This is a genomic window from Flectobacillus sp. BAB-3569, from assembly GCF_002270355.1.
GTDB classification, from domain to species: Bacteria; Bacteroidota; Bacteroidia; order Cytophagales; family Spirosomataceae; genus Flectobacillus; species Flectobacillus roseus.
This window is the reverse complement of the sequence record NZ_NJFZ01000009.1, coordinates 152,256-171,376: the sequence shown is the minus strand read 5'-3', so window position 1 is coordinate 171,376 and position 19,121 is coordinate 152,256. Positions and strand designations below refer to the sequence as shown.

Annotated in this window: 14 protein-coding genes and 1 pseudogene; 5 read left to right on the top strand and 10 right to left on the bottom strand. The window is 36.1% G+C overall.

The window, feature by feature from the left end:
• Positions 1-3 precede the first annotated feature (3 nt).
• From leuC to fabG, 5 genes are all read right to left on the bottom strand, one after another.
• Entirely contained in the window at positions 4-1,407 is a 1,404-nt protein-coding gene (leuC, locus tag BWI92_RS09960) for a 3-isopropylmalate dehydratase large subunit (protein WP_095162708.1), read from the bottom strand.
• 606 nt (positions 1,408-2,013) lie between these two features.
• A complete protein-coding gene (locus BWI92_RS09955; protein WP_095162706.1) occupies positions 2,014-2,757 on the bottom strand; it encodes a zeta toxin family protein in 744 nt (247 codons plus the stop codon).
• Complete coding sequence (locus tag BWI92_RS09950; RefSeq protein WP_095162702.1) at positions 2,758-3,342, bottom strand: hypothetical protein; 585 nt, start codon at positions 3,340-3,342, stop codon at positions 2,758-2,760.
• Positions 3,343-3,443: 101 nt separating this feature from the next.
• Positions 3,444-5,528, bottom strand: coding sequence for a hypothetical protein (locus BWI92_RS09945; protein WP_095162700.1), 2,085 nt, complete (start codon positions 5,526-5,528; stop codon positions 3,444-3,446).
• A 286-nt stretch (positions 5,529-5,814) separates the two neighbouring features.
• A complete protein-coding gene (fabG, locus tag BWI92_RS09940; protein WP_095162699.1) occupies positions 5,815-6,561 on the bottom strand; it encodes a 3-oxoacyl-[acyl-carrier-protein] reductase in 747 nt (248 codons plus the stop codon).
• Between the two features lie 429 nt (positions 6,562-6,990).
• On the opposite strand from fabG, the gene BWI92_RS09935 reads away from it, so the two are divergent.
• Positions 6,991-8,856 (top strand): WG repeat-containing protein, encoded by a 1,866-nt coding sequence (locus BWI92_RS09935; RefSeq protein WP_095162696.1) that lies wholly within the window; start codon positions 6,991-6,993, stop codon positions 8,854-8,856.
• Between the two features lie 443 nt (positions 8,857-9,299).
• Here the strand turns inward: BWI92_RS09935 and BWI92_RS09930 are convergent, their stop codons facing one another.
• Both BWI92_RS09930 and BWI92_RS09925 read right to left on the bottom strand, forming a co-directional pair.
• Positions 9,300-11,846: an ATP-dependent Clp protease ATP-binding subunit gene (locus BWI92_RS09930; protein ID WP_095162694.1), complete on the bottom strand. Its 2,547-nt coding sequence runs from the start codon at positions 11,844-11,846 to the stop codon at positions 9,300-9,302.
• A gap of 95 nt (positions 11,847-11,941) precedes the next feature.
• Positions 11,942-12,550, bottom strand: coding sequence for a WbqC family protein (locus tag BWI92_RS09925; RefSeq protein ID WP_095162692.1), 609 nt, complete (start codon positions 12,548-12,550; stop codon positions 11,942-11,944).
• Between the two features lie 205 nt (positions 12,551-12,755).
• Between BWI92_RS09925 and BWI92_RS09920 the strand changes: the two genes are divergently transcribed.
• Positions 12,756-13,604 carry a lysophospholipid acyltransferase family protein gene (locus BWI92_RS09920; protein WP_095162690.1) on the top strand — a complete coding sequence of 283 codons (849 nt, stop codon included), beginning with the start codon at positions 12,756-12,758 and terminating at the stop codon, positions 13,602-13,604.
• Positions 13,605-13,909: 305 nt separating this feature from the next.
• Here the strand turns inward: BWI92_RS09920 and BWI92_RS09915 are convergent, their stop codons facing one another.
• The 3 genes from BWI92_RS09915 to folP form a co-directional block, all read right to left on the bottom strand.
• Positions 13,910-14,881 carry a lipopolysaccharide assembly protein LapB gene (locus BWI92_RS09915; protein ID WP_141234742.1) on the bottom strand — a complete coding sequence of 324 codons (972 nt, stop codon included), beginning with the start codon at positions 14,879-14,881 and terminating at the stop codon, positions 13,910-13,912.
• A gap of 5 nt (positions 14,882-14,886) precedes the next feature.
• Positions 14,887-15,153: a hypothetical protein gene (locus BWI92_RS09910; RefSeq protein WP_095162685.1), complete on the bottom strand. Its 267-nt coding sequence runs from the start codon at positions 15,151-15,153 to the stop codon at positions 14,887-14,889.
• 351 nt (positions 15,154-15,504) lie between these two features.
• Positions 15,505-16,341 (bottom strand): dihydropteroate synthase, encoded by an 837-nt coding sequence (gene folP / locus BWI92_RS09905; RefSeq protein WP_095162680.1) that lies wholly within the window; start codon positions 16,339-16,341, stop codon positions 15,505-15,507.
• 219 nt (positions 16,342-16,560) lie between these two features.
• Between folP and BWI92_RS09900 the strand changes: the two are divergent.
• The 3 genes and pseudogenes from BWI92_RS09900 (at position 16,561) to BWI92_RS09890 (ending at position 19,110) form a co-directional block, all read left to right on the top strand.
• Positions 16,561-17,120, top strand: a pseudogene (locus BWI92_RS09900) (DUF1599 domain-containing protein).
• Between the two features lie 331 nt (positions 17,121-17,451).
• Positions 17,452-18,552 (top strand): BT_3928 family protein, encoded by a 1,101-nt coding sequence (locus BWI92_RS09895; RefSeq protein WP_095162678.1) that lies wholly within the window; start codon positions 17,452-17,454, stop codon positions 18,550-18,552.
• A gap of 33 nt (positions 18,553-18,585) precedes the next feature.
• Positions 18,586-19,110: a shikimate kinase gene (locus BWI92_RS09890; protein WP_095163340.1), complete on the top strand. Its 525-nt coding sequence runs from the start codon at positions 18,586-18,588 to the stop codon at positions 19,108-19,110.
• Positions 19,111-19,121: the final 11 nt, after the last annotated feature.

Sequence of the window (19,121 nt, the reverse complement as noted above, 5' to 3'; positions counted from 1 at the left end):
AAATTACAATAGCTCTCTAGGGTCAGTAACAACACCTGTAACTGCTGCGGCAGCGGCTACTAATGGCGATGCCAATAGTGTGCGTGAGCCTGGGCCTTGACGTCCTTCGAAGTTACGGTTTGAAGTACTTACTGCATATTTGCCAGCTGGAATTTTGTCGTCGTTCATAGCCAAACATGCTGAACATCCTGGCTGACGCAACAAGAAACCTGCTTCTGTCAAGATATCTAAGATACCTTCTTCTTTAATTTGAGCCTCAACAATATGAGAGCCTGGCACCAACCATGCTGTGATGTTATCAGCTTTCTTACGTCCCTTTACGATTGAAGCAAATGCACGGAAGTCTTCAATACGACCGTTTGTACAGCTTCCTAAGAATACGTAGTCAACTTGTTTACCGATAATTTCCTCATTTTCAGCAAATCCCATGTAGTTCAAAGATTTCTTGTAAGAAGCTTCGCCATCTTTTACCGCTGATGCAGTAGGGATTTTTTGTGTGATACCTGTACCCAAGCCTGGGTTTGTACCGTAAGTAATTTGAGGTTCAATTTGTGAAGCTTCGTAAGTCAATTCATGATCGAATGTAGCACCTTCGTCAGTCTTCAAAGTTTTCCAGTAAGCCAAAGCATTTTCCCAAGCTTCGCCTTTTGGCGCTAGCTCACGACCTTCCAAATAATTGAAAGTAGTTTGGTCTGGAGCAATCATACCACCACGAGCACCCATTTCAATAGAAAGGTTACACACAGTCATACGACCTTCCATCGACATATTTTCAAATACCTCACCAGCATATTCTACAAAGTATCCTGTAGCACCTGATGCTGTAATTTGTGAGATAATGAATAAAGCAACGTCTTTTGGTGTAACACCTTTACCCAAGGTACCATTGATAGTGATACGCATTTTCTTAGGCTTAGGTTGCATGATACATTGTGAAGAAAGTACCATCTCAACTTCAGATGTACCAATACCAAAGGCAATTGCACCAAATGCACCGTGAGTAGACGTATGAGAGTCACCACAAACGATAGTCATACCCGGAAGAGTAATACCATTTTCTGGTCCTACCACGTGTACAATACCATTTTTAGGGTTACCTAATCCCCAGTGAGAGATACCATACTTTGCTGTGTTTGTCTCCAAAGCTTTCAACTGATTAGCAGAAAGTGGATCCTCTACAGGTAAGTGTTGGTTGATAGTTGGCGTGTTATGGTCAGCAGTAGCGAAAGTTCTTTCCGGATAAAGCACACTAATGCCTCTCGTTTCAAGACCCAAAAATGCCACTGGGCTAGTTACTTCGTGAATGAAGTGGCGGTCAATCAAAAATACGTCTGGACCATCTTCAATTTTGCGAACAACGTGTGCATCCCACACTTTGTCGAACAAGGTACTTGCTGAATTACTCATAAACTTTATTGTAAAAAAAATAATATGTAACGAATAGAGAATAATCGGTAGGTCTTAGGTAGAAAAACGCATGATTTAGTCTATTTTCAAAATATAAATCAGGATAATTTTCTTCGAAAACTAAGAACCAATGGCAATTTAAAGAAAAAACCAAATAAGATTTGGGTATTCCTCTGAATCACACAACAAATTACCACAAAATAATCCAATAACTCATAACGCCATGAGTTCAAACTATAGCGATTTTAGGCCAAATGCATCTATTTGACTAAAATTATTTATTTTAGGTGGAAATACTTACGGATGGTGATTCCTAAAAATGCGGAGTAGCCAATAGGGTAAAGTTCTATCTTTCAAAACATTGAAAAAAAAGAAGCTCTTTGGGAGAGCTTCTTTTTGAAATAAGACTAATACCTTTATTTTATTTAATTATTTTTCCCAGTTAAGTTAGTGAGCAAAATAAAATTTAAGATTGTTCTTTGCGCTTTCAGGTAACGGCTTTCGGCGGTGGGCTTGGGGTAAAATGCATGTCTGTGGTCGTTAAAAACATTTTAACACTCTTTGCCTTGTGCCTGTTGCCTTGTCACTAAACACATAAATTAAATCTTATTCTTCACGATTACTTATATATCTGTCAACCCAGTTAGGATATTCTTCACATTCGTCACTAAAAATAAAATTTTCTCCATTTAAAACTTTAGCAAAATAAGCAGCTGCTTCTCCATCGCCTGAGTTATCAAATAAGTATGCTTCATCAGAAATTTTAATAGCTTCGTTTAACAAGTTCATACAACGGTAATAACGTTCAATTATTTTCTGTTCAGAAACTGTATGCCCTCCTTTTTCAACACGGTTTTGCACTCGCATTACGTTAATTATTGGGTCTTCTGTTGTTACGAAATATAAAACTATTTTGTAGCCATTCTCTTTTGCTGAGCTCAATAAATCCAGTTTGGAGGAATGAGACATCACAGTTTCAAAGCTGAAATCCACCTTTTGATTTATAAACTCGACACGTAAGAAATCAACTAATAACGCAGACAGATAAGAATTGATATTTAGCCCTACATCCAAAAATAATTTATTGTCTTGCAGATGTATCTTCTCTAGCCAATCAGGGTCAGATACTTTTTTGTTTAAACCATGACCTCTACAAAAATCTTTAAAGGAGGCTTCTTCTATCTCCCAATTAATCAAAGAGTTGAAACTAAAACATCTATTCTCTATGAGTGATTTTTCTATCTCATCAGCATTCAAATAAATACCTATATCAACTTCACTTTTAATACTTTCAGTGATAGTGCTTTTACCAGAACCATTTGGTCCTGCAAATACATATAGTGTAGCCAACTATTTAAGTGTAAAGGTTCTAGATACTATTTTTTTTCTTGGACTAATCTTTTTGAGAATATTGGTTGTGCCATCAGAAAACTCTTCTACAATTTCATTTCCTCTCAACACACAGACGGTCAATCCTTTATCCTTTGATTCTTGGTAAGCGTTAGCGAGACTCTTATTTGCTATTTCAAGAATTCCTTGAGTTGAATTTTGAAGTGCGGTTTCAACCTCTTCTAAACTCTTTGCATGGTGTGAAGGACGCTCACTATTATACTCTAGAATCTCAATAGTTGAGTTGGGACTTTCCTCATAAACTTTTTCAACAATTAATATCAAGTCTCTCTTTCCTCTTACAGGAAAAGAAATAACACCTCCCTCAGATAAGTAAGGTTTTGTATAATACTTTCGGTAAGTCTCTACTTTTAGAGAAGTACTTTTTAGGATATTGTGTAAGCTCTTGGCTGGATTAAACCTTTTAGGTTGAATATTTCTATTACTTGGTTGTATGTTTTGTTTGGTGAGATGTTCCATCCTCCTAGGTAAACGAACTATCCAGTTATCATCAGAGCGTCTCTTTATTATTTTTATATTTTCCATATCAATCCGCTTGTTTATAAATCATTATAAATACACAATTATCATATAGAAAACGAACAAATATTATTACAATTGTGAAACGAATCATCCTCATTATTAACCTAATACCCGCCCATATACTTCCTAACAACCCATTCGGTAGTGAGCAATGCAATAATTAAGAAGAATACCCATTTGAGATTAATAAACTCTTTAAGGTCTTCGTTGGCCTCAATTTTTTCTGGAGCTTTGTGCGCTAAAATTTGCTTTTCAAGCTGTGAAAGCTGACTTGCTGATAAAAACTTCCCTCCTGTTTGTGCTGATAATTGTCTTAGCAAATCAAAATCTGCAGTAGTATTACTTAATTCTACTTGTAAATCTTTTACAATAAATTCACCTGTGCTTTGTTCGTTTTTACCCAACACACTTGCATTGGCTTTGTACTGATAAACGCCCGCAGGCAAGGCACTAATTTCAAACTTAGAGTTATCAGCAGATGGTGTATAATTATATTTTCTAACACGACCCTTTTCATCTTTTAATTCGAGTGCCACAGGGATATTATACATTTTTTCATAAATGCCATTGTATATCTCTGTTTCAAAAACAACTTTATCGCTTAACAAAAACTCATTTGAAATGGGATAAACTCTCAATTTACGTTTATCGTCTTTAGCAGATAGGAATTGTACTACTTTCAAGAATATATCATCTATTAATTCTTGCTTTTCGGTCAAATCAAATTCCTCTAAACGCCAAGTCCAAAGACCTTCTCCTGCAAAAATAGCAGATTTCTTCGGTCCTGTATTAATAGCGAATAATGGCTTCTGTGTTTGTAATGAACCTATTTTCTGATAAAGAATTACTTCCGAATTTGGCAAAAGTGTAATATCACCAAAAGGCACCGAAACCTGTGGGAGTTGTTTGATTAAGTCCAAGGACACTGCTTCAAAGTTGAGCGATTTAAAATTGCCGTTATAATAGCCAGTTACTTTGTCGGTCTGACCTGCTTGAGAATTGATACGCATTACTTGATTCAACTGATTGAGATACGTTGTTCCCGTTTGGTTTCCTAGCACAAACAACGTTGGTATTCCTTTATCAAGTAATGGTTTATAGATATTTGAATAAGAATTGAAATAATCTGGCAACTGATGTAATATCAATACATCATAGTTTTTGTTTGATAAATCTGGAAATGGATTTTCGGTCAAAATTTTGACATCTATTTCAAAATTTTCATTCTTATCCAACATACTTTTGATGGCCTTGATATCTGGATGTGGCGAAAGCGCCATCAACAAAACTTTTTCTTTTCCATCAATCACCTCTACATAGATATCTTGTTGATTGTTTTTGCTACTAAACTCACCACCAAGCACATCTACCTGAACCACAAAATGTTGCACTCCTTTTTGAGATGCTAGCGCATTGAAAGTAACTGTTTTGAGATCATCTTTTTGCTGAAAATTAATAACTTGCTTTTCTAAAACTTTTCTACCTTGCTTTAGATAAACACTTACTGTTTTTCCTTGAAAACCATAAGCACTAATATCTGCCTGAACAGGGAATTTATTTCCTAAATAAGCAATCTTATTGGCATAGACTGATTTTACTGCTATATCTTTTTTGGGAATAGTATCGCCAAGCCCAACCGTATGTACGGTGAAAGTAAACTTTTCGCTACTAGGATTGATACCTTCGTTAACAATACCATCAGATAATAGCACCACATCGGAAAGATTATTTCCCTCTTGTGCATTTTTGATTCCAGAAAGTAAACTTGAAAGGTTCGTACTTTTTTGATTAAACTGAATATCTGTTGCCTTTTCTGGATCTTGTCCATCCAACGTTGCCCAAGAAATCTCAAAATCCTCTTCCTGTAACTTCTCTTTCAATGATTCTAGTTGAGAAAGTACTCCATCCAAGATTTGCTTATTAGCAACTCCCATAGATTGCGAATTATCAATAGCCAGCACCAAAGTACGTTTTTGAACAGACTGGGTTACCTGACGAATCAAGAAATTAAGGAGTAGTAAACAAACTAAGCTTACACTAACGAAGCGACAAGCCGCTAGTAGGCGATTGGTAGATTTATTCCAAGGCGTTGGAGAAATTTGGTATAAAACAAATGCGTAAATCGCCCCTGCCAACAAGCAGAGTAAAATAAACCAAGGAGATGATTGAAATAAAAAGTCGAATTTCATAGAAACAAAGTACTAGGCAAAACTCACAATGTCCGTTAGCAAACAACGAGCCTCAGTCATTTGACCACATTTTTAAGAATAGGAAAAGTAACACGTCTATCAAGCAAACGACGTTCCACAATTGATATTTTACTCAAAATAACCTAAAAAGGAAGATTTTGCAAAGTTACAGCCCGACAAATGGCAATTTAAGGCAAGAATACTTTTAAAATGTGGTAAAAACAAAAAAGCAATAGATCTTCGAGTTTGAAAACCTATTGCTTTTTTAGTAGGAAATTGGCATTTCCTAGGTCAACATACCACCGTCAACTTGCAATACTTGACCAGTGATATAGCGAGACATATCCGAGCCTAAGAATACGCAAGCGTCTGCCACTTCTTCAGCCTGACCTCCACGTTTCAAAGGAATTGATTTCTTCCATTCTTCAGTAGCTGCTTCATTCAACTCACCAGTCATTTCAGTTTCGATAAAACCTGGGGCAATTGCATTTGAACGAATATTACGAGAACCTAATTCTAAAGCTACTGATTTTGTAAAGCCGATGATACCAGCTTTAGAGGCAGCATAGTTTGCTTGACCAGCGTTGCCTCGCAAACCAACTACAGAAGTAAGGTTGATAATCGAACCAGACTTTGCTTTCATCATTGGTTTTGTAGCAGCTTTTGACAAGTTAAATACCGACTTCAAGTTTACTTGAATTACAGTATCCCACTGTTCTTCAGTCATACGCATCAACAAACCGTCCTTTGTGATACCAGCATTGTTTACCAAAACATCGATTTTACCGAAGTCGGCAACAACTTGATTCATCAAATCTTCTGCTTGCTGATAATCAGAAGCATCAGAACGATATCCTTTCGCTTTGATACCCAAAGCGGCCAATTCAGCTTCCAAAGCTTGTCCTTTTTCTACTGATGACAAATACGTAAAAGCCACTTGAGCTCCTTCTTGAGCAAAACGAATAGCAATTGCTCGTCCGATACCTCTAGAAGCCCCAGTTACTAAAGCTACTTTATTTTCTAGTAAACCCATTGTTGTTGAATAATTTAATGAAAATGAATGTTTGCCGACAAATGTCAGATTGCCAGATGCATTCAAGTTTTTTGAATCCCAAAAATAGCAGAACCAACTAAGATGACAAAATAAATCAAGAGAATAAGGTGACTTTACATTGAGTGGTTCGTTTACTTTTGAAGAGGTTTTTATTGTAAAATCTAGTAAAACAGATTATTTTTGAAACTTCTGAAACCGCCGTTCACTTCACTTAGCTATTGTATTCAACAATTCTCTTTTAAAACCGCACCAACATTTATTAAAAATTTGCGGCATTTTCTTCGATGCACATAAAGTAGCCTACAATATTCTTGTTCTTTAGGACAATGGCATGAAATGTGCGCGATTTTATATTCATTAATCTAACAAACTTTTAATTTATACCTTGCTTTTGTATAAGACATCCTTATGAAAACTTATTTTGTAACACAAAACTCACGATTAAATACTTACCCACTATCCATATTTTTCACAGTACTTATGGTCTTACTTGCCATAACTACCGAAGCACAAAATAAGGATGGAGGTAAAAATGCTAACGCTCTCATGTGCTTCAATAACAAATCTGGGGTTCCACTCGAAAGAACAACAGATTTAGACGGAAAAAGCATCGAAGCATTTCCCTTAGACCGGTTGAGAAGCAATGTCAGATATGGTTTTGTTGAAAATTATCGTGAAGGAATGGCACGCATCAAAAAAGATCAAGTCTGGGGCTTTGTAAATCTTTGTGGAGAAGAATATATACCTGCACAGTATGAAGATGCAGAACCTTTCAACTTAGGTAAAGCATTGGTAAAAAAATACAATTGGTTTTTTGTTGATAACAATGGTGTCGAAAGTGATATTTTTGAAAATGTAGTTTCAGCCAAAGCGCTGTCTAATGGTTTTAGTTTAGTCAAAATAGCGAGTGGTAAATATTCGATTATTGATAATTCCTTTGACAAAACGGGAACGTTTCTTTCACCGTTTTATGACGAAATGACCATTATTAGTCACACAAGTTTAGCAGTCAAATTGAATAACAAATGGGGAATTATGAAATTGGGAGATAAACAGCCCCCTGTTCCTACCTTTGATTTGATTGCGCCTATAGGCAAGGATGGCCTAATGAAAGTAAAGATTGGTGATAAGTTTGGCGTGGCAACTATCAACGGAGATATTCTTTTAAAACCTGAATACGGAATACTAACAGACGCAGATTCTCAAGGTTTTATCAAAGGTATTGAAGAGAATAAACAACAGGTTTTCAACGCTCAAAATTTAAAGGTAAGTAAACCTTTCAAGGCCATTAGTGACTTTGACTCAAGAGGTTTAGCAATTGTGCAAGACGATAATAATCTGTTGGGTATAATCAATAAAGATTTTCAGGTTATTATTAATCCGCAATTTAACTCTATCGGAAGTTTAGGAGAATTTGACCTTATCCCTGTTAGTAAAGTAGTGGATGGTAAAGGAGTAAAATTTGGTTTTATCAATCTACAAGGCAAAGAAGTTATTCCATTGATGTATGAATCTGTTGGAAAAATCAACAAAAAAGGACTTTTGGTAGTAAAAGAAATTGTGAGTTGTAATTTAGACGCCAAAGGGAGTAAAATCGGAACTTGTAAAGCAGATAAAGTAATCGATATCAATGGTGGCATTATAGTACAACCAATTACCAAATACCCTGACGCGGGGAAAATTAGTTATGCTGTTACCGATTCTATCATGCAAAATATGAATGTCATCAAGACATTTAGAACAGAAGATAAGGGTAAAAATGCAAAGATAATTTTAGTAAGAGAAGATGACTTTAAAGTAATCACACCAGAGCCTTTTGAAAGTATTCAAACAACTGCTCAAGGACAAATTCTATTTATAAAACTAGATGGTTTATGGGGGACTTTAGATATTTCAGGTAAGTATATCACCAAATGTCAGTTCAAATCATTTGCACCTTCTAAAGAAGATTATTTCTTAGTGCAAAATGCAGAAGGTAAATATGGATACGTAGATGCCAAAGGAAAAATCCAAGTGAACCCAGAATATCAGTCTCTCGAACCATTTAGTAATGGATTAGCAGTAGCTTCAAAAGGCGTCAATCAAGTGGGTTTAATCAATAAATTTAATGCAAAAGTAGCACCTTGTATCTTCAGCACAGTAAGTTTAGATTCTGGAGGAAACTATGACCTGACAGATAGCAGTCAAAACAAATTTAAGCTTAATAAACAAGGAGACTGTTTGAGTAATTGTGCAAAATTTGATGAAGTAAGAAGTAAAGTCAATAAAGAATAAGCTCCATCTGAAAGGATTCTTTACTCTAAATTCAAAGGAATTGAACATGAGTCACCCCCTAATTTAGTGATTGACTGATTGAGAGAATGAGTGATTATGTGAATACATATTTTAGTCCTATGCTGAGTTAAAATCTAGCATGGTATCATCAAACATAAGTCATCCCGAATTATCAGGATTGGGATTATTCTCGAAGTTTTTATCAAAAAAGCGGTCGAAAAATATGTTTTCGACCGCTTTTTTGATGCTACTATCCTAGTTATGAATAACTTAAGACACAATCATTGCGTCTCTACTGATTGAATACAAATTTTCACATAATCACTCAATCGCTAAATTAGGGATGGTTCATGTTTTTGATGTTATATTCCATTATGCTACATCCATAAACAAAAAAGAGAGCTTAGTTTTCTCCAAGCTCTCTTTTTAATAGCGTACTTATTTTATTCTTCTGTTGCAGGTGCCGCCGCAGAAGTACGAGTCAATGTTAGAGAATCTCCTTCACCAGAATAATCAGCCAAGATAACATCGCCTTCGGCTAAATCACCTTTCAGAATTTCTTCAGCTACAGGATCTTCTAAATAACGCTGGATTGCACGGTTCAAAGGACGAGCACCATATTGTTGGTCATATCCTTTTTCTGCTATGAAATCTTTTGCCTTTTCGGTCAACTCCACAGTATAACCCAATGCTGAAATTCTTGTAAACAATTTTTTCAACATTAAATCAATAATTGAATGGATATGTTCACGCTCAAGTGAATTGAACACGATTACATCATCCAAACGGTTTAAGAACTCTGGAGAGAATGCTTTTCTTAAAGCATTTTGGATAGTTCCTTTTACAGTTTCGTCTAAGCTATCTGCTTTAGATTTTGTTGAGAAACCAATACCTGTTCCGAAGTCTTTCAAATCACGAGCACCAATATTTGACGTCATGATGATGATTGTGTTACGGAAGTCTACTCTACGACCCAAACCATCTGTTAAGATACCATCATCCAAAACCTGCAACAACAAGTTGAATACATCTGGGTGAGCTTTTTCGATTTCATCCAATAATACAACAGCATAAGGCTTACGACGGATTTTCTCAGTCAATTGACCACCTTCTTCATAACCAACGTATCCTGGAGGCGCTCCGATTAGGCGAGACACACTGAATTTCTCCATGTACTCACTCATATCGATACGAATAAGAGCGTCTTCTTTATCGAACAAATATCCAGCTAGGACTTTCGCTAATTCAGTTTTACCAACACCTGTAGGTCCTAGGAAAATGAATGAACCGATTGGTTTTTTCGGATCTTTCAAACCTACACGAGTACGTTGAATAGCTTTCACCAACTTCACAATCGCTTGGTCTTGACCGATAACTTTACCTTTCAATTCCTCGTTCATGTTCAACAATTTCTGACCTTCAGTAGCAGCAACACGACTTACTGGAATACCAGTCATTTGTGCAATTACTTCTGCTACACTTTCTTCAGCCACTGTGTAACGACGACGTTTGGTGTCTTCTTCCCAATCACGTTTAGCTTTGTCTAATTGCTCCAACAAACGTTTTTCACGGTCGCGCAACTGAGCAGCCTCCTCGTATTTTTGAGATTTAACTACCGCATTTTTCTCCTTCTTGATATTTTCGATAGCTCCTTCTAACTGCACAATATCATCAGGTACTGTAATATTTGAGATATGTACGCGAGCACCCACTTCATCTAACACATCAATAGCCTTGTCTGGCAAGAAACGGTCAGAAATATAACGTTCTGACAGCTTAACCGCTTGCTCAATAGCTTCTGGAGTGTATGTTACGTGGTGGTGATCTTCGTATTTGTCTTTGATGTTATTCAAAATTTCGATAGTTTCTTCTACCGTAGTGGCATCAACCATTACAGTTTGGAAACGACGAGCCAAGGCACCATCTTTCTCTATATATTGACGATATTCATCTAAGGTAGTTGCACCGATAACTTGGATATCGCCACGAGCTAAAGCTGGCTTAAACATATTTGAAGCATCCAAAGAACCTGATGCACCGCCAGCTCCAACGATTGTATGAAGCTCATCGATAAATAAGATTACATCTGGAGACTTTTCAAGTTCGTTCATTACCGCCTTCATACGCTCTTCGAACTGACCACGGTATTTTGTGCCAGCCACTAAAGAAGCCAAGTCAAGAGTAACAACACGTTTACCAAAAAGCACACGAGATACTTTTTTCTGAACGATACGAAGCGCCAAACCTTCAGCGATAGCCGTTTTACCTACCCCTGGCTCACCAATCAAGATTGGATTGTTCTTTTTACGGCGAGACAAGATTTGAGCTACACGTTCGATTTCTTTTTCACGACCTACAATTGGGTCTAATTTTCCTGCTTCAGCAATTTTGGTAAGGTCACGACCGAAGTTGTCCAATACTGGAGTTTTAGATTTCTCTGCTCCCTTATTAGCCGTTGCACCACTACCCATGCCCGAGCCACTCGCAAAAGATCTTGCGTCATCATCGTTATCATCTGTATCAGACGGTCCCGATTTGATATTTGGGTTAGATTGATATTCGACCATGTCCTTAATCATATCATAGTTAATTTGGAACTTTTCCAAAATTTGGCGAGCCAAGTTGTCCTCATCTCTGAGAATCGCCATCAACAGGTGCTCAGTTCCAACAAGATTCGTTTTAAATATACGTGCTTCTAGGTAAGTCACACGAAGGACTTTCTCTGCTTGACGAGACAAAGGGATATCCTGTTTGTTTTTAATGGTGTAATTAGAGCGAGCCACTCCTTGAGTAGCTTTTTCGATGGTAATACGTAGGTCTTCGAGATTTACCCCACACTTCTTGATTAATTCGAGTGCAATTCCTTCGCCTTCACGAATCATACCCAAAACGAGGTGTTCCGTGCCTATGTAATCATGTCCTAACCTGATCGCTTCTTCGCGGGCTAGAGAGATTACCTCCTTAACTCTGTTTGAAAATTTTGCCTCCATGCGAAAGAGTTTCTGTTTTTCTGGTTCATAGTTTAAAAGCAATGACAACTGAGACTTCCAAACTACCTAAATAACACTAAATTCGCCAAGTTTGTTCATTTGAGAGTTGATTGCTCAAGTATCTTTCTGGCTTGATTTCCCTGACAAAATAATAAGTCGAGGATTGACAAATTAGGCTCAAAATCACTGCCAAAATTCTGACGATACATTATTGGCTCATAAATATTATTTTGGCTGTAAGACCTTTTCGGATGTATTTGCCCTCTGTAATCGTTTTGAGCTACTTTTTCGTATTCTTCTGTAAATATAATCTTTTTTTCGACTTTCAAAAGTTTAAGACAAATTGTCAGCAACTCCATATTCAAATCGAACAAAAAGTCAGGTTTCTTTTCAAATATTTTTGCAAAATAATCTGCATAGTATTCAAAAAATGGTGCTTTCCCATAGGCAGAATAAATAGCTCCCCAATGACGACGTACCCAATCTTGATGGTACTCGACCTTAATGTCCTTAACGATAATTTTCGAGTTTCCATTTTGTACTGGAACAGAAAGAACATCAATTTTATTTGAAGCAAGTATTTTACAACGATTTCGGTAACTTTGCTTTTCGTAATACTCGTAAGCCTCTATCTGAATGGTATCGTGCTGCAAAATGCAAGCAAAATACTCTAGGCTTGGCAGATAATGTAAATCAATAATCATTTATCTAAAATAATGAATTTGGGGTAATTTTTCAAATATTAAGCAACTTTTTGCCGATTTTTTAAGTTAAAAAATCTTTTTTCACAGAATTTACCAATGTTTATTTGGAATTTATGTTTCTAAAATATTCAGTATTTCGAGTATTATCCAAAATAATTACGCTACCATAATTCAGTAGTAATCTGATTTTTATCAAATCTCTAATATGTTGTTTTTTAGAATGCTTTCTAGGCTTCCAATGCCACTTTTGTACGGTTTTTCAGATTTTCTATTTTTCCTAACTTTTTACATTATTAAGTATAGGAAAAAGGTTGTTTTGATGAATATACAAAATTCATTTCCTGAAAAAACATCCCAAGAGCATCAAAAACTAGCGAAAGATTTTTATCATAACCTCTGCGATGTGATTGTTGAGTCCCTAAAATTACTCACAATTTCGGTAAAAGACTTAGAGAAAATGGTGGAGATCAATGGGCAAGAGGTGATTGACGAATGCTTACGTAATAATGAGGTGATGCTAATTATGTCGAGCCATATCAATTGTTGGGAACTTGTACCTCCTCGAACTACACAGACTGGTGTACTTATTGATGTGATTTACAAACCTCTTTCTAGCCCGTTTTTTGATAAACTGATGTACACCATTCGTTCTCGTTTTAATATTTCGCCCATTCCGATGAAGCAAACTTTTCGTGAAATGGTGAAAAAGAAAGGGCAACCTCGTATTGTGGGGATTATCTCAGACCAAGCTGCCGAAACACCAGATTTGGCTTATTGGACTACTTTTTTACATCAAGAAACTGATTTCTTCTTGGGCACAGAAAAAATGGCACGTAGTTTTAACTATCCCATTTTGTATGGAGAAATGGTACGTAAGCGTCGTGGAAGATATGTCATAAATTATTCGCTACTGGTAGAACGTCCTTATGATCAATATCAGTTGGGGGAAATCACTGAGATATATGCGAGAACTCTAGAAAAATCAATCCAAGAAAACCCATCCGACTGGCTCTGGTCACATAGGAGGTTTAAGCATAAAAGAGTGGATAAGTAGTGTAAAGGCACAAAGGCACAAAGTGAAAACATTGTACACTTTGTGCCTTTACACCTATTTCTTTATCACTGAAATAACAAACACTTGATATATTGGTGCCTGTTCACTTTACCACTGACATAACAAACACTTAATGCCTTTGTGCCTGTTCACTATACCCCTGTCATAGCAAACACTTTGTGCATTTACGCCTATTTCTTTATCACTGAAATAACAAACACTTTGTACCTTTACACCTGTTCACTATACCACTAAAATGAAATACCCTTTGTCCCTTTGTGCCTGTTCACTTTGCCACTGAAACACTAATGATCCTCCACTTGCAATGAATCTGCAGTATCTATTCTTAATGAATCAGATTTAATTCCTTTTACATCTTGTGCATAGATTTTGGAGACTGGCGCAAGATTGAGTTTTTGTAAGGCTACATTTAGATTGGAACAATCGATATTCTTCTTACTCTTTTCTAACTGACAAGTTCTAGCATATTCTTGGTAATAGATTTTACTTAATTCAGCATCTTTTAAATGCTTTTCATAAAGTTCTGCTAGTTTAAATATGGCCTTGGGACGTTGATAAGTATCAATAATATGCTTGTATTCTTTTGCTGCCCAGTTATATTCTTTCAATCGAACGTTAGCATCGGCAATAGCCAGACGATAATCTGAAATCTTTTCTGAAGTTCCAAGCTTAATTGCGGTAAACATATTTTGTGTTCCTTTGATAATCATATTTTGATCTTTAGCCGCTAATAAAGCATATCCAAAGCCTGCACGAACGAGTTCGTTATCCTCTCCCCTTTCTATCAAGCGATTAAAAAGAAAGATAGACTGCGCCAAACTATCCAAATAAAAATAGGAAGTTGCCAATAATCGTTGATACAAAACGGAAGAATCACCTTTTGAAAGGGTGTACTTCAAATCTTTTCGTACTTGTTCATAATCAAAATTACGATAAGCATACCTAGCCCGTAATTGTCTCATTTTAATAGAATTACTATCCAATTCCATTCCTTTTTTTATGTAATTAATCGCTTTACTTCCTTGGGTTTCATTCAGTAAAAGATTAGAAATATCTGCCAAAGCATCAATATCAGAAGAATCTAATTTGACAGCCTTTTCTAGTAGAGCTATCCCTTCTTCATTTTTTCTTTGTTTCACAAGGTTTCTTGCTACTTCTTTCAGATAGAAATGATTGGTAGTATCGAGCGATACAAGCTTTTGGTAATAGCCTAGCGCTTGAGGGATATTTGATTCTCGGTCTGCTATGCCAGCCAAGCTCATCAATAGTTCTTGAGATTGGGGATTTTTTCCAGTAACTGCAAATAGTACTTTTTGGCTTGCGGAAGGTGTCCTAATTTTTGATGACAAAAAGCCAAGGTCATTACATTATTTTGAGAAAGGGTATCTTCTTTTGCCGATAACAACTGAGTGGCCTTAGCATATTGTCCTTTAGCAATCAACTCTTGCCAAGAGTTTTGTCCACTTTGACCAATAGTCAAGGTATGAAGTAGAAGAATAAAAAGAGGGAGTAATAGGAGTTTCTTCATAGTAATTCGAAGGGTGATAAGGTTTATAACATTTACCCTTCGAATTTATAACTAAATTTTTAATTACAAAACTAAATAAATAGTTTTTATTCTTTTAGGGAAAAGGCAACAGGCACAAGGCAAAGAGTGTTTTTTTTGTAACGGTAGATATCTATTTGACGAATACTCAGGGCTGAAAGCCAAAAGCTCAAAATTTAAGATTGTGCTTTCGGCTTTCAGGTATCGGCTTTCGGCAGTGGGCTTTGGAAAAAAGTATGTCTGTGATTTTTAAAAATATTTTAACACACTTTGCCTTGTGCCTGTTGCCTAGTGCCTAAAACAGAAAAATTAGATTTTATTTTGCTCACTAACTTACCTCGCATTTACAGCTTTAATCAAACTAATGGTCTCTATTGCCTCTTTTACATCGTGTACTCTTAGGATATTTGCGCCCTTCATTAGAGCGACGACGTTGAGTGCGGTAGTTCCGTTTAGAGCCTCAGAGGCCAAAATATCTAATTTTCGCCAAATCATAGATTTTCTTGAAACACCAACTAACATCGGTAAATTCATTACTTCAAAGTCAGGTAGGTGATTAAGCAATTCATAATTTTGATCCAGATTTTTGGCAAAACCAAATCCCAAATCCAAGATAATATCACGTTGATTGAAGGTTCTTAACTGAGCTACCTTTTGCTGTAATTCATCCAAAACCTCCAACACCAGATTATCATATTGCGTCAACTGCGTCATGGTTTCGATGGTTCCACGCATGTGCATGAGGATGTAGGGAACATCGCCAAAACTCGCGACAGTTTCATACATTTTATCATCCAATAAACCGCCTGAAACATCATTGACAATAACGGCGCCAGCCTCTACACAAGCTTTGGCAACATTAGAACGGAAAGTATCAATAGAAATTAATGCTTCGGGAAAATATTTGAGGATAATTTCTGTGGCTGGCAAAACTCTTTTGATTTCCTCCTCCTCCGATACAGGCGTTGCCCCTGGACGAGTAGAATGCCCACCTAAATCCAAAAAAGTGGCTCCAGCAGATAGCATTTTTTCTGCTTGATTCAAAATTTCCGTTTCGGTATGTACACGACTTCTTTCAAAAAAAGAATCAGGAGTAATATTCAAAATACCCATGACACGAGGTTGAGCAAGATCGATAAGTTTGCCACGGCAATTAATTAAAGTAGTCATACGCACATATAAAAGTTGATGGTGCAAAGATAAAAGCAATTCTAAACTTGGCACACAATGGTATCCTTAAACTAGATTCTAAGGCTGATTAAAAGAATATTGTTAGAATTTTGAACTGAATGCGGTATTTTTGCAAAAACAGTTTCACATAGATAACCTATCTGTACCCTGCTAAGATTCAATAAATGGTAAATATTTAGCAACAGATTTTTCCCAAAAATGACAAAAACAGAATTTGAGTATCGTCAAATAATTGCGATTTGTAGAGAGCTTTTCCAGAAAAAAATAAAGATTATGGCACCTCTTGGCGTATTCTGCGTTTGCCTAGTCTGACAGACCAGATTTTTATTAAAGCACAACGTATTCGTTCTATTCAAGAAAAAGGTGTTCAGAAAATTGATGATGGTATTGAAGGTGAATTTATCGGCATCATCAACTATTGTATTATCGCGATGATTCAAAAGCAGTTGGATAATTCATCACAAATGGAGTTCTCTGAGCAAGAATTAGGTGATTTGTACGATGAACAAGTAACTAAAACCTTGAATTTGTTATTAAACAAAAATCACGATTATGGTGAGGCGTGGCGTGATATGCGTGTAAGCTCAATGACAGATTTAATCTTGATGAAAATCTTCAGAACTAAACAAATCGAAGATAATCAAGGACATACACTGGTATCTGAAGGTGTTGAAGCCAACTATCAGGATATGTTGAACTATGCAGTTTTTTGTCTTATCCAAATGGGTATGGCTCAACAACAGCAACAACAGCAGTAGTTTCTGTAAATTTGAAAATGTGAAGATTGTGTAATTTGAAAGTGATTTTAATATTTGTACAAAAGCAAGACTATTAACTATCGCTTATTTAAAACTCTATAATCTTCTCATTTTCATTTCCATTTTAACAGTTCATTAACAGTTTTATGTAATGAGCTGTCTTAATTTTGTTCTTTCATCTAGAAAATAATTGAAATGTATTTTGGTTGAATACTTGTATATTTAGCTATACTTTCAAAAATGGCATATTTTTGGTTGTTTTAAAGTTTTCTATCCAAACTAACATTTCACATTTTAGCCCTAATATACAAGAATCCCCTTTTTATCTATCATGAAATTCCTCGCACATTTTTCCCGAATCTTTGTTGGTGTAATATTTATTTTTTCAGGACTTATCAAACTCAACGACCCAATTGGTACCGAAATCAAGTTGGAAGAATACTTCGATGTATTCGCAACTGACTTTCCTTGGATGGCAGGCTTTTGGCATTTCTGGGTACCTTTGGCATTATATGTATCTATCTTTTTGTGTACGCTAGAATTGGTGTTGGGGGTATGTTTACTAGTCCAATATAAACTCAAAAGTGCTTCATGGATATTATTAGCCACTGTTGTTTTCTTTGGCTTTTTGACTTTTTATTCTGCTTATTTTAACAAAGTAACCGATTGTGGTTGTTTTGGAGAAGCCATCAAACTAAAACCTTGGACTTCGTTTATCAAGGACATGATTTTGATGTTCTTTATTTTAATCATTCTGTGGCAACGTCATATTTTTGCTGACAAAAAAACAGGTTGGGCGGTAGCTGCATCTTTAGTATTTTGCTTGGCGTTAGGAACGTATGCTGTTAATTATTTACCAGTAAACGACGGCTTACCTTATGCCATCGGAGAAAACATTAAGAATAACATGAAGCCTGCTGAAGCTCCAAAGTTTAAGTATATCATGGAGAAAGGTGGTAAAGAGCAAGAATTTATGGAGTATCCAACAGATACAACTTGGAAGTTCAAACAGATGATTCAGTTGAACGAGGATGCTGCCAAAGCTAGAATTACAGATTATAACCTTTACAGAACAGGTGATTCTGTTGATTACAAAGCAGAAAGTTTTGTCGGAAAGAAATTGATGATTGTAAGCCCATTTGTTGAAAAAGCCAATTTAGGACATATCGAAGAAATCAAACAATTGATTCAAGGACTAAAAGGCTCTGATGTAACGGTTTGGTTTGTAACCGCTTCGACAGATGATGCCGCTCAAAACTTTATCAAGCAAAATCAATTAGATGTTGTAGTGTTGAATGCTGATGTTAAAGTGCTAAAAACCATTGCTCGTGCTAACCCTGTTATTTGGTTATTGAAAGATGGTACTGTAAAAGGTAAATGGTCAAACAAGGCAACACCCGATAAAGAAGAAGTTTTATCAAAATTGCAATAGCTTTTTCCAAAAGGCCATTCGATGTTAACCAATATGAAAAATATATTTTTAGTAGGAATGCCCTCTTCAGGGAAAAGTACGCTAGGAAGACAATTAGCCAAAGCCATAGGATATAAATTTGTAGATATGGACGAACTGATTGAGCGGCATGAAAATCAAACTATTCCTGAAATTTTTAAATGGAATGGCGAGAATCATTTTAGAGAAGTAGAAAGCAAAATCTTGAAGCAATTTTCGCCTAATCAAAAACTGGTTATTGCTACGGGTGGAGGTGTTCCTTGCTTTTTTGATAATATGGATTTTATCAAAGCCAATGGCATCAGTGTTTTTCTCAATGTACTGCCAGAGGATTTATTCAAACGCATCAAATTATCTGATGCCAACAATCGACCTTTGATTAATAAAAGTAGCGGCAATCAGGCTCTATTCGAGGACCTCAAAAAGAGATATGAAACACGTTTACCTTTCTATATGCGTGCTGATATCAAAATTGATGGAAATATTGAGGTACAACAATTACTTTGGTTGTTGGACGAAATCAATGAGAAACAGTTATAAATTAAAAAAGG

Bases quoted from the DNA above. Each gene is read 5' to 3' on its own strand.
- BWI92_RS09920 (WP_095162690.1), top strand. From the start codon at position 12,756: ATGTTGTTTTTTAGAATGCTTTCTAGGCTTCCAATGCCACTTTTGTAC.
- BWI92_RS09890 (WP_095163340.1), top strand. From the start codon at position 18,586: ATGAAAAATATATTTTTAGTAGGAATGCCCTCTTCAGGGAAAAGTACG.
- fabG (WP_095162699.1), bottom strand. From the start codon at position 6,561: ATGGGTTTACTAGAAAATAAAGTAGCTTTAGTAACTGGGGCTTCTAGA.
- BWI92_RS09910 (WP_095162685.1), bottom strand. From the start codon at position 15,153: ATGAAGAAACTCCTATTACTCCCTCTTTTTATTCTTCTACTTCATACC.
- folP (WP_095162680.1), bottom strand. From the start codon at position 16,341: ATGACTACTTTAATTAATTGCCGTGGCAAACTTATCGATCTTGCTCAA.
- BWI92_RS09930 (WP_095162694.1), bottom strand. From the start codon at position 11,846: ATGGAGGCAAAATTTTCAAACAGAGTTAAGGAGGTAATCTCTCTAGCC.
- BWI92_RS09935 (WP_095162696.1), top strand. From the start codon at position 6,991: ATGAAAACTTATTTTGTAACACAAAACTCACGATTAAATACTTACCCA.
- BWI92_RS09945 (WP_095162700.1), bottom strand. From the start codon at position 5,528: ATGAAATTCGACTTTTTATTTCAATCATCTCCTTGGTTTATTTTACTC.
- leuC (WP_095162708.1), bottom strand. From the start codon at position 1,407: ATGAGTAATTCAGCAAGTACCTTGTTCGACAAAGTGTGGGATGCACAC.
- BWI92_RS09950 (WP_095162702.1), bottom strand. From the start codon at position 3,342: ATGGAAAATATAAAAATAATAAAGAGACGCTCTGATGATAACTGGATA.
- BWI92_RS09895 (WP_095162678.1), top strand. From the start codon at position 17,452: ATGAAATTCCTCGCACATTTTTCCCGAATCTTTGTTGGTGTAATATTT.
- BWI92_RS09925 (WP_095162692.1), bottom strand. From the start codon at position 12,550: ATGATTATTGATTTACATTATCTGCCAAGCCTAGAGTATTTTGCTTGC.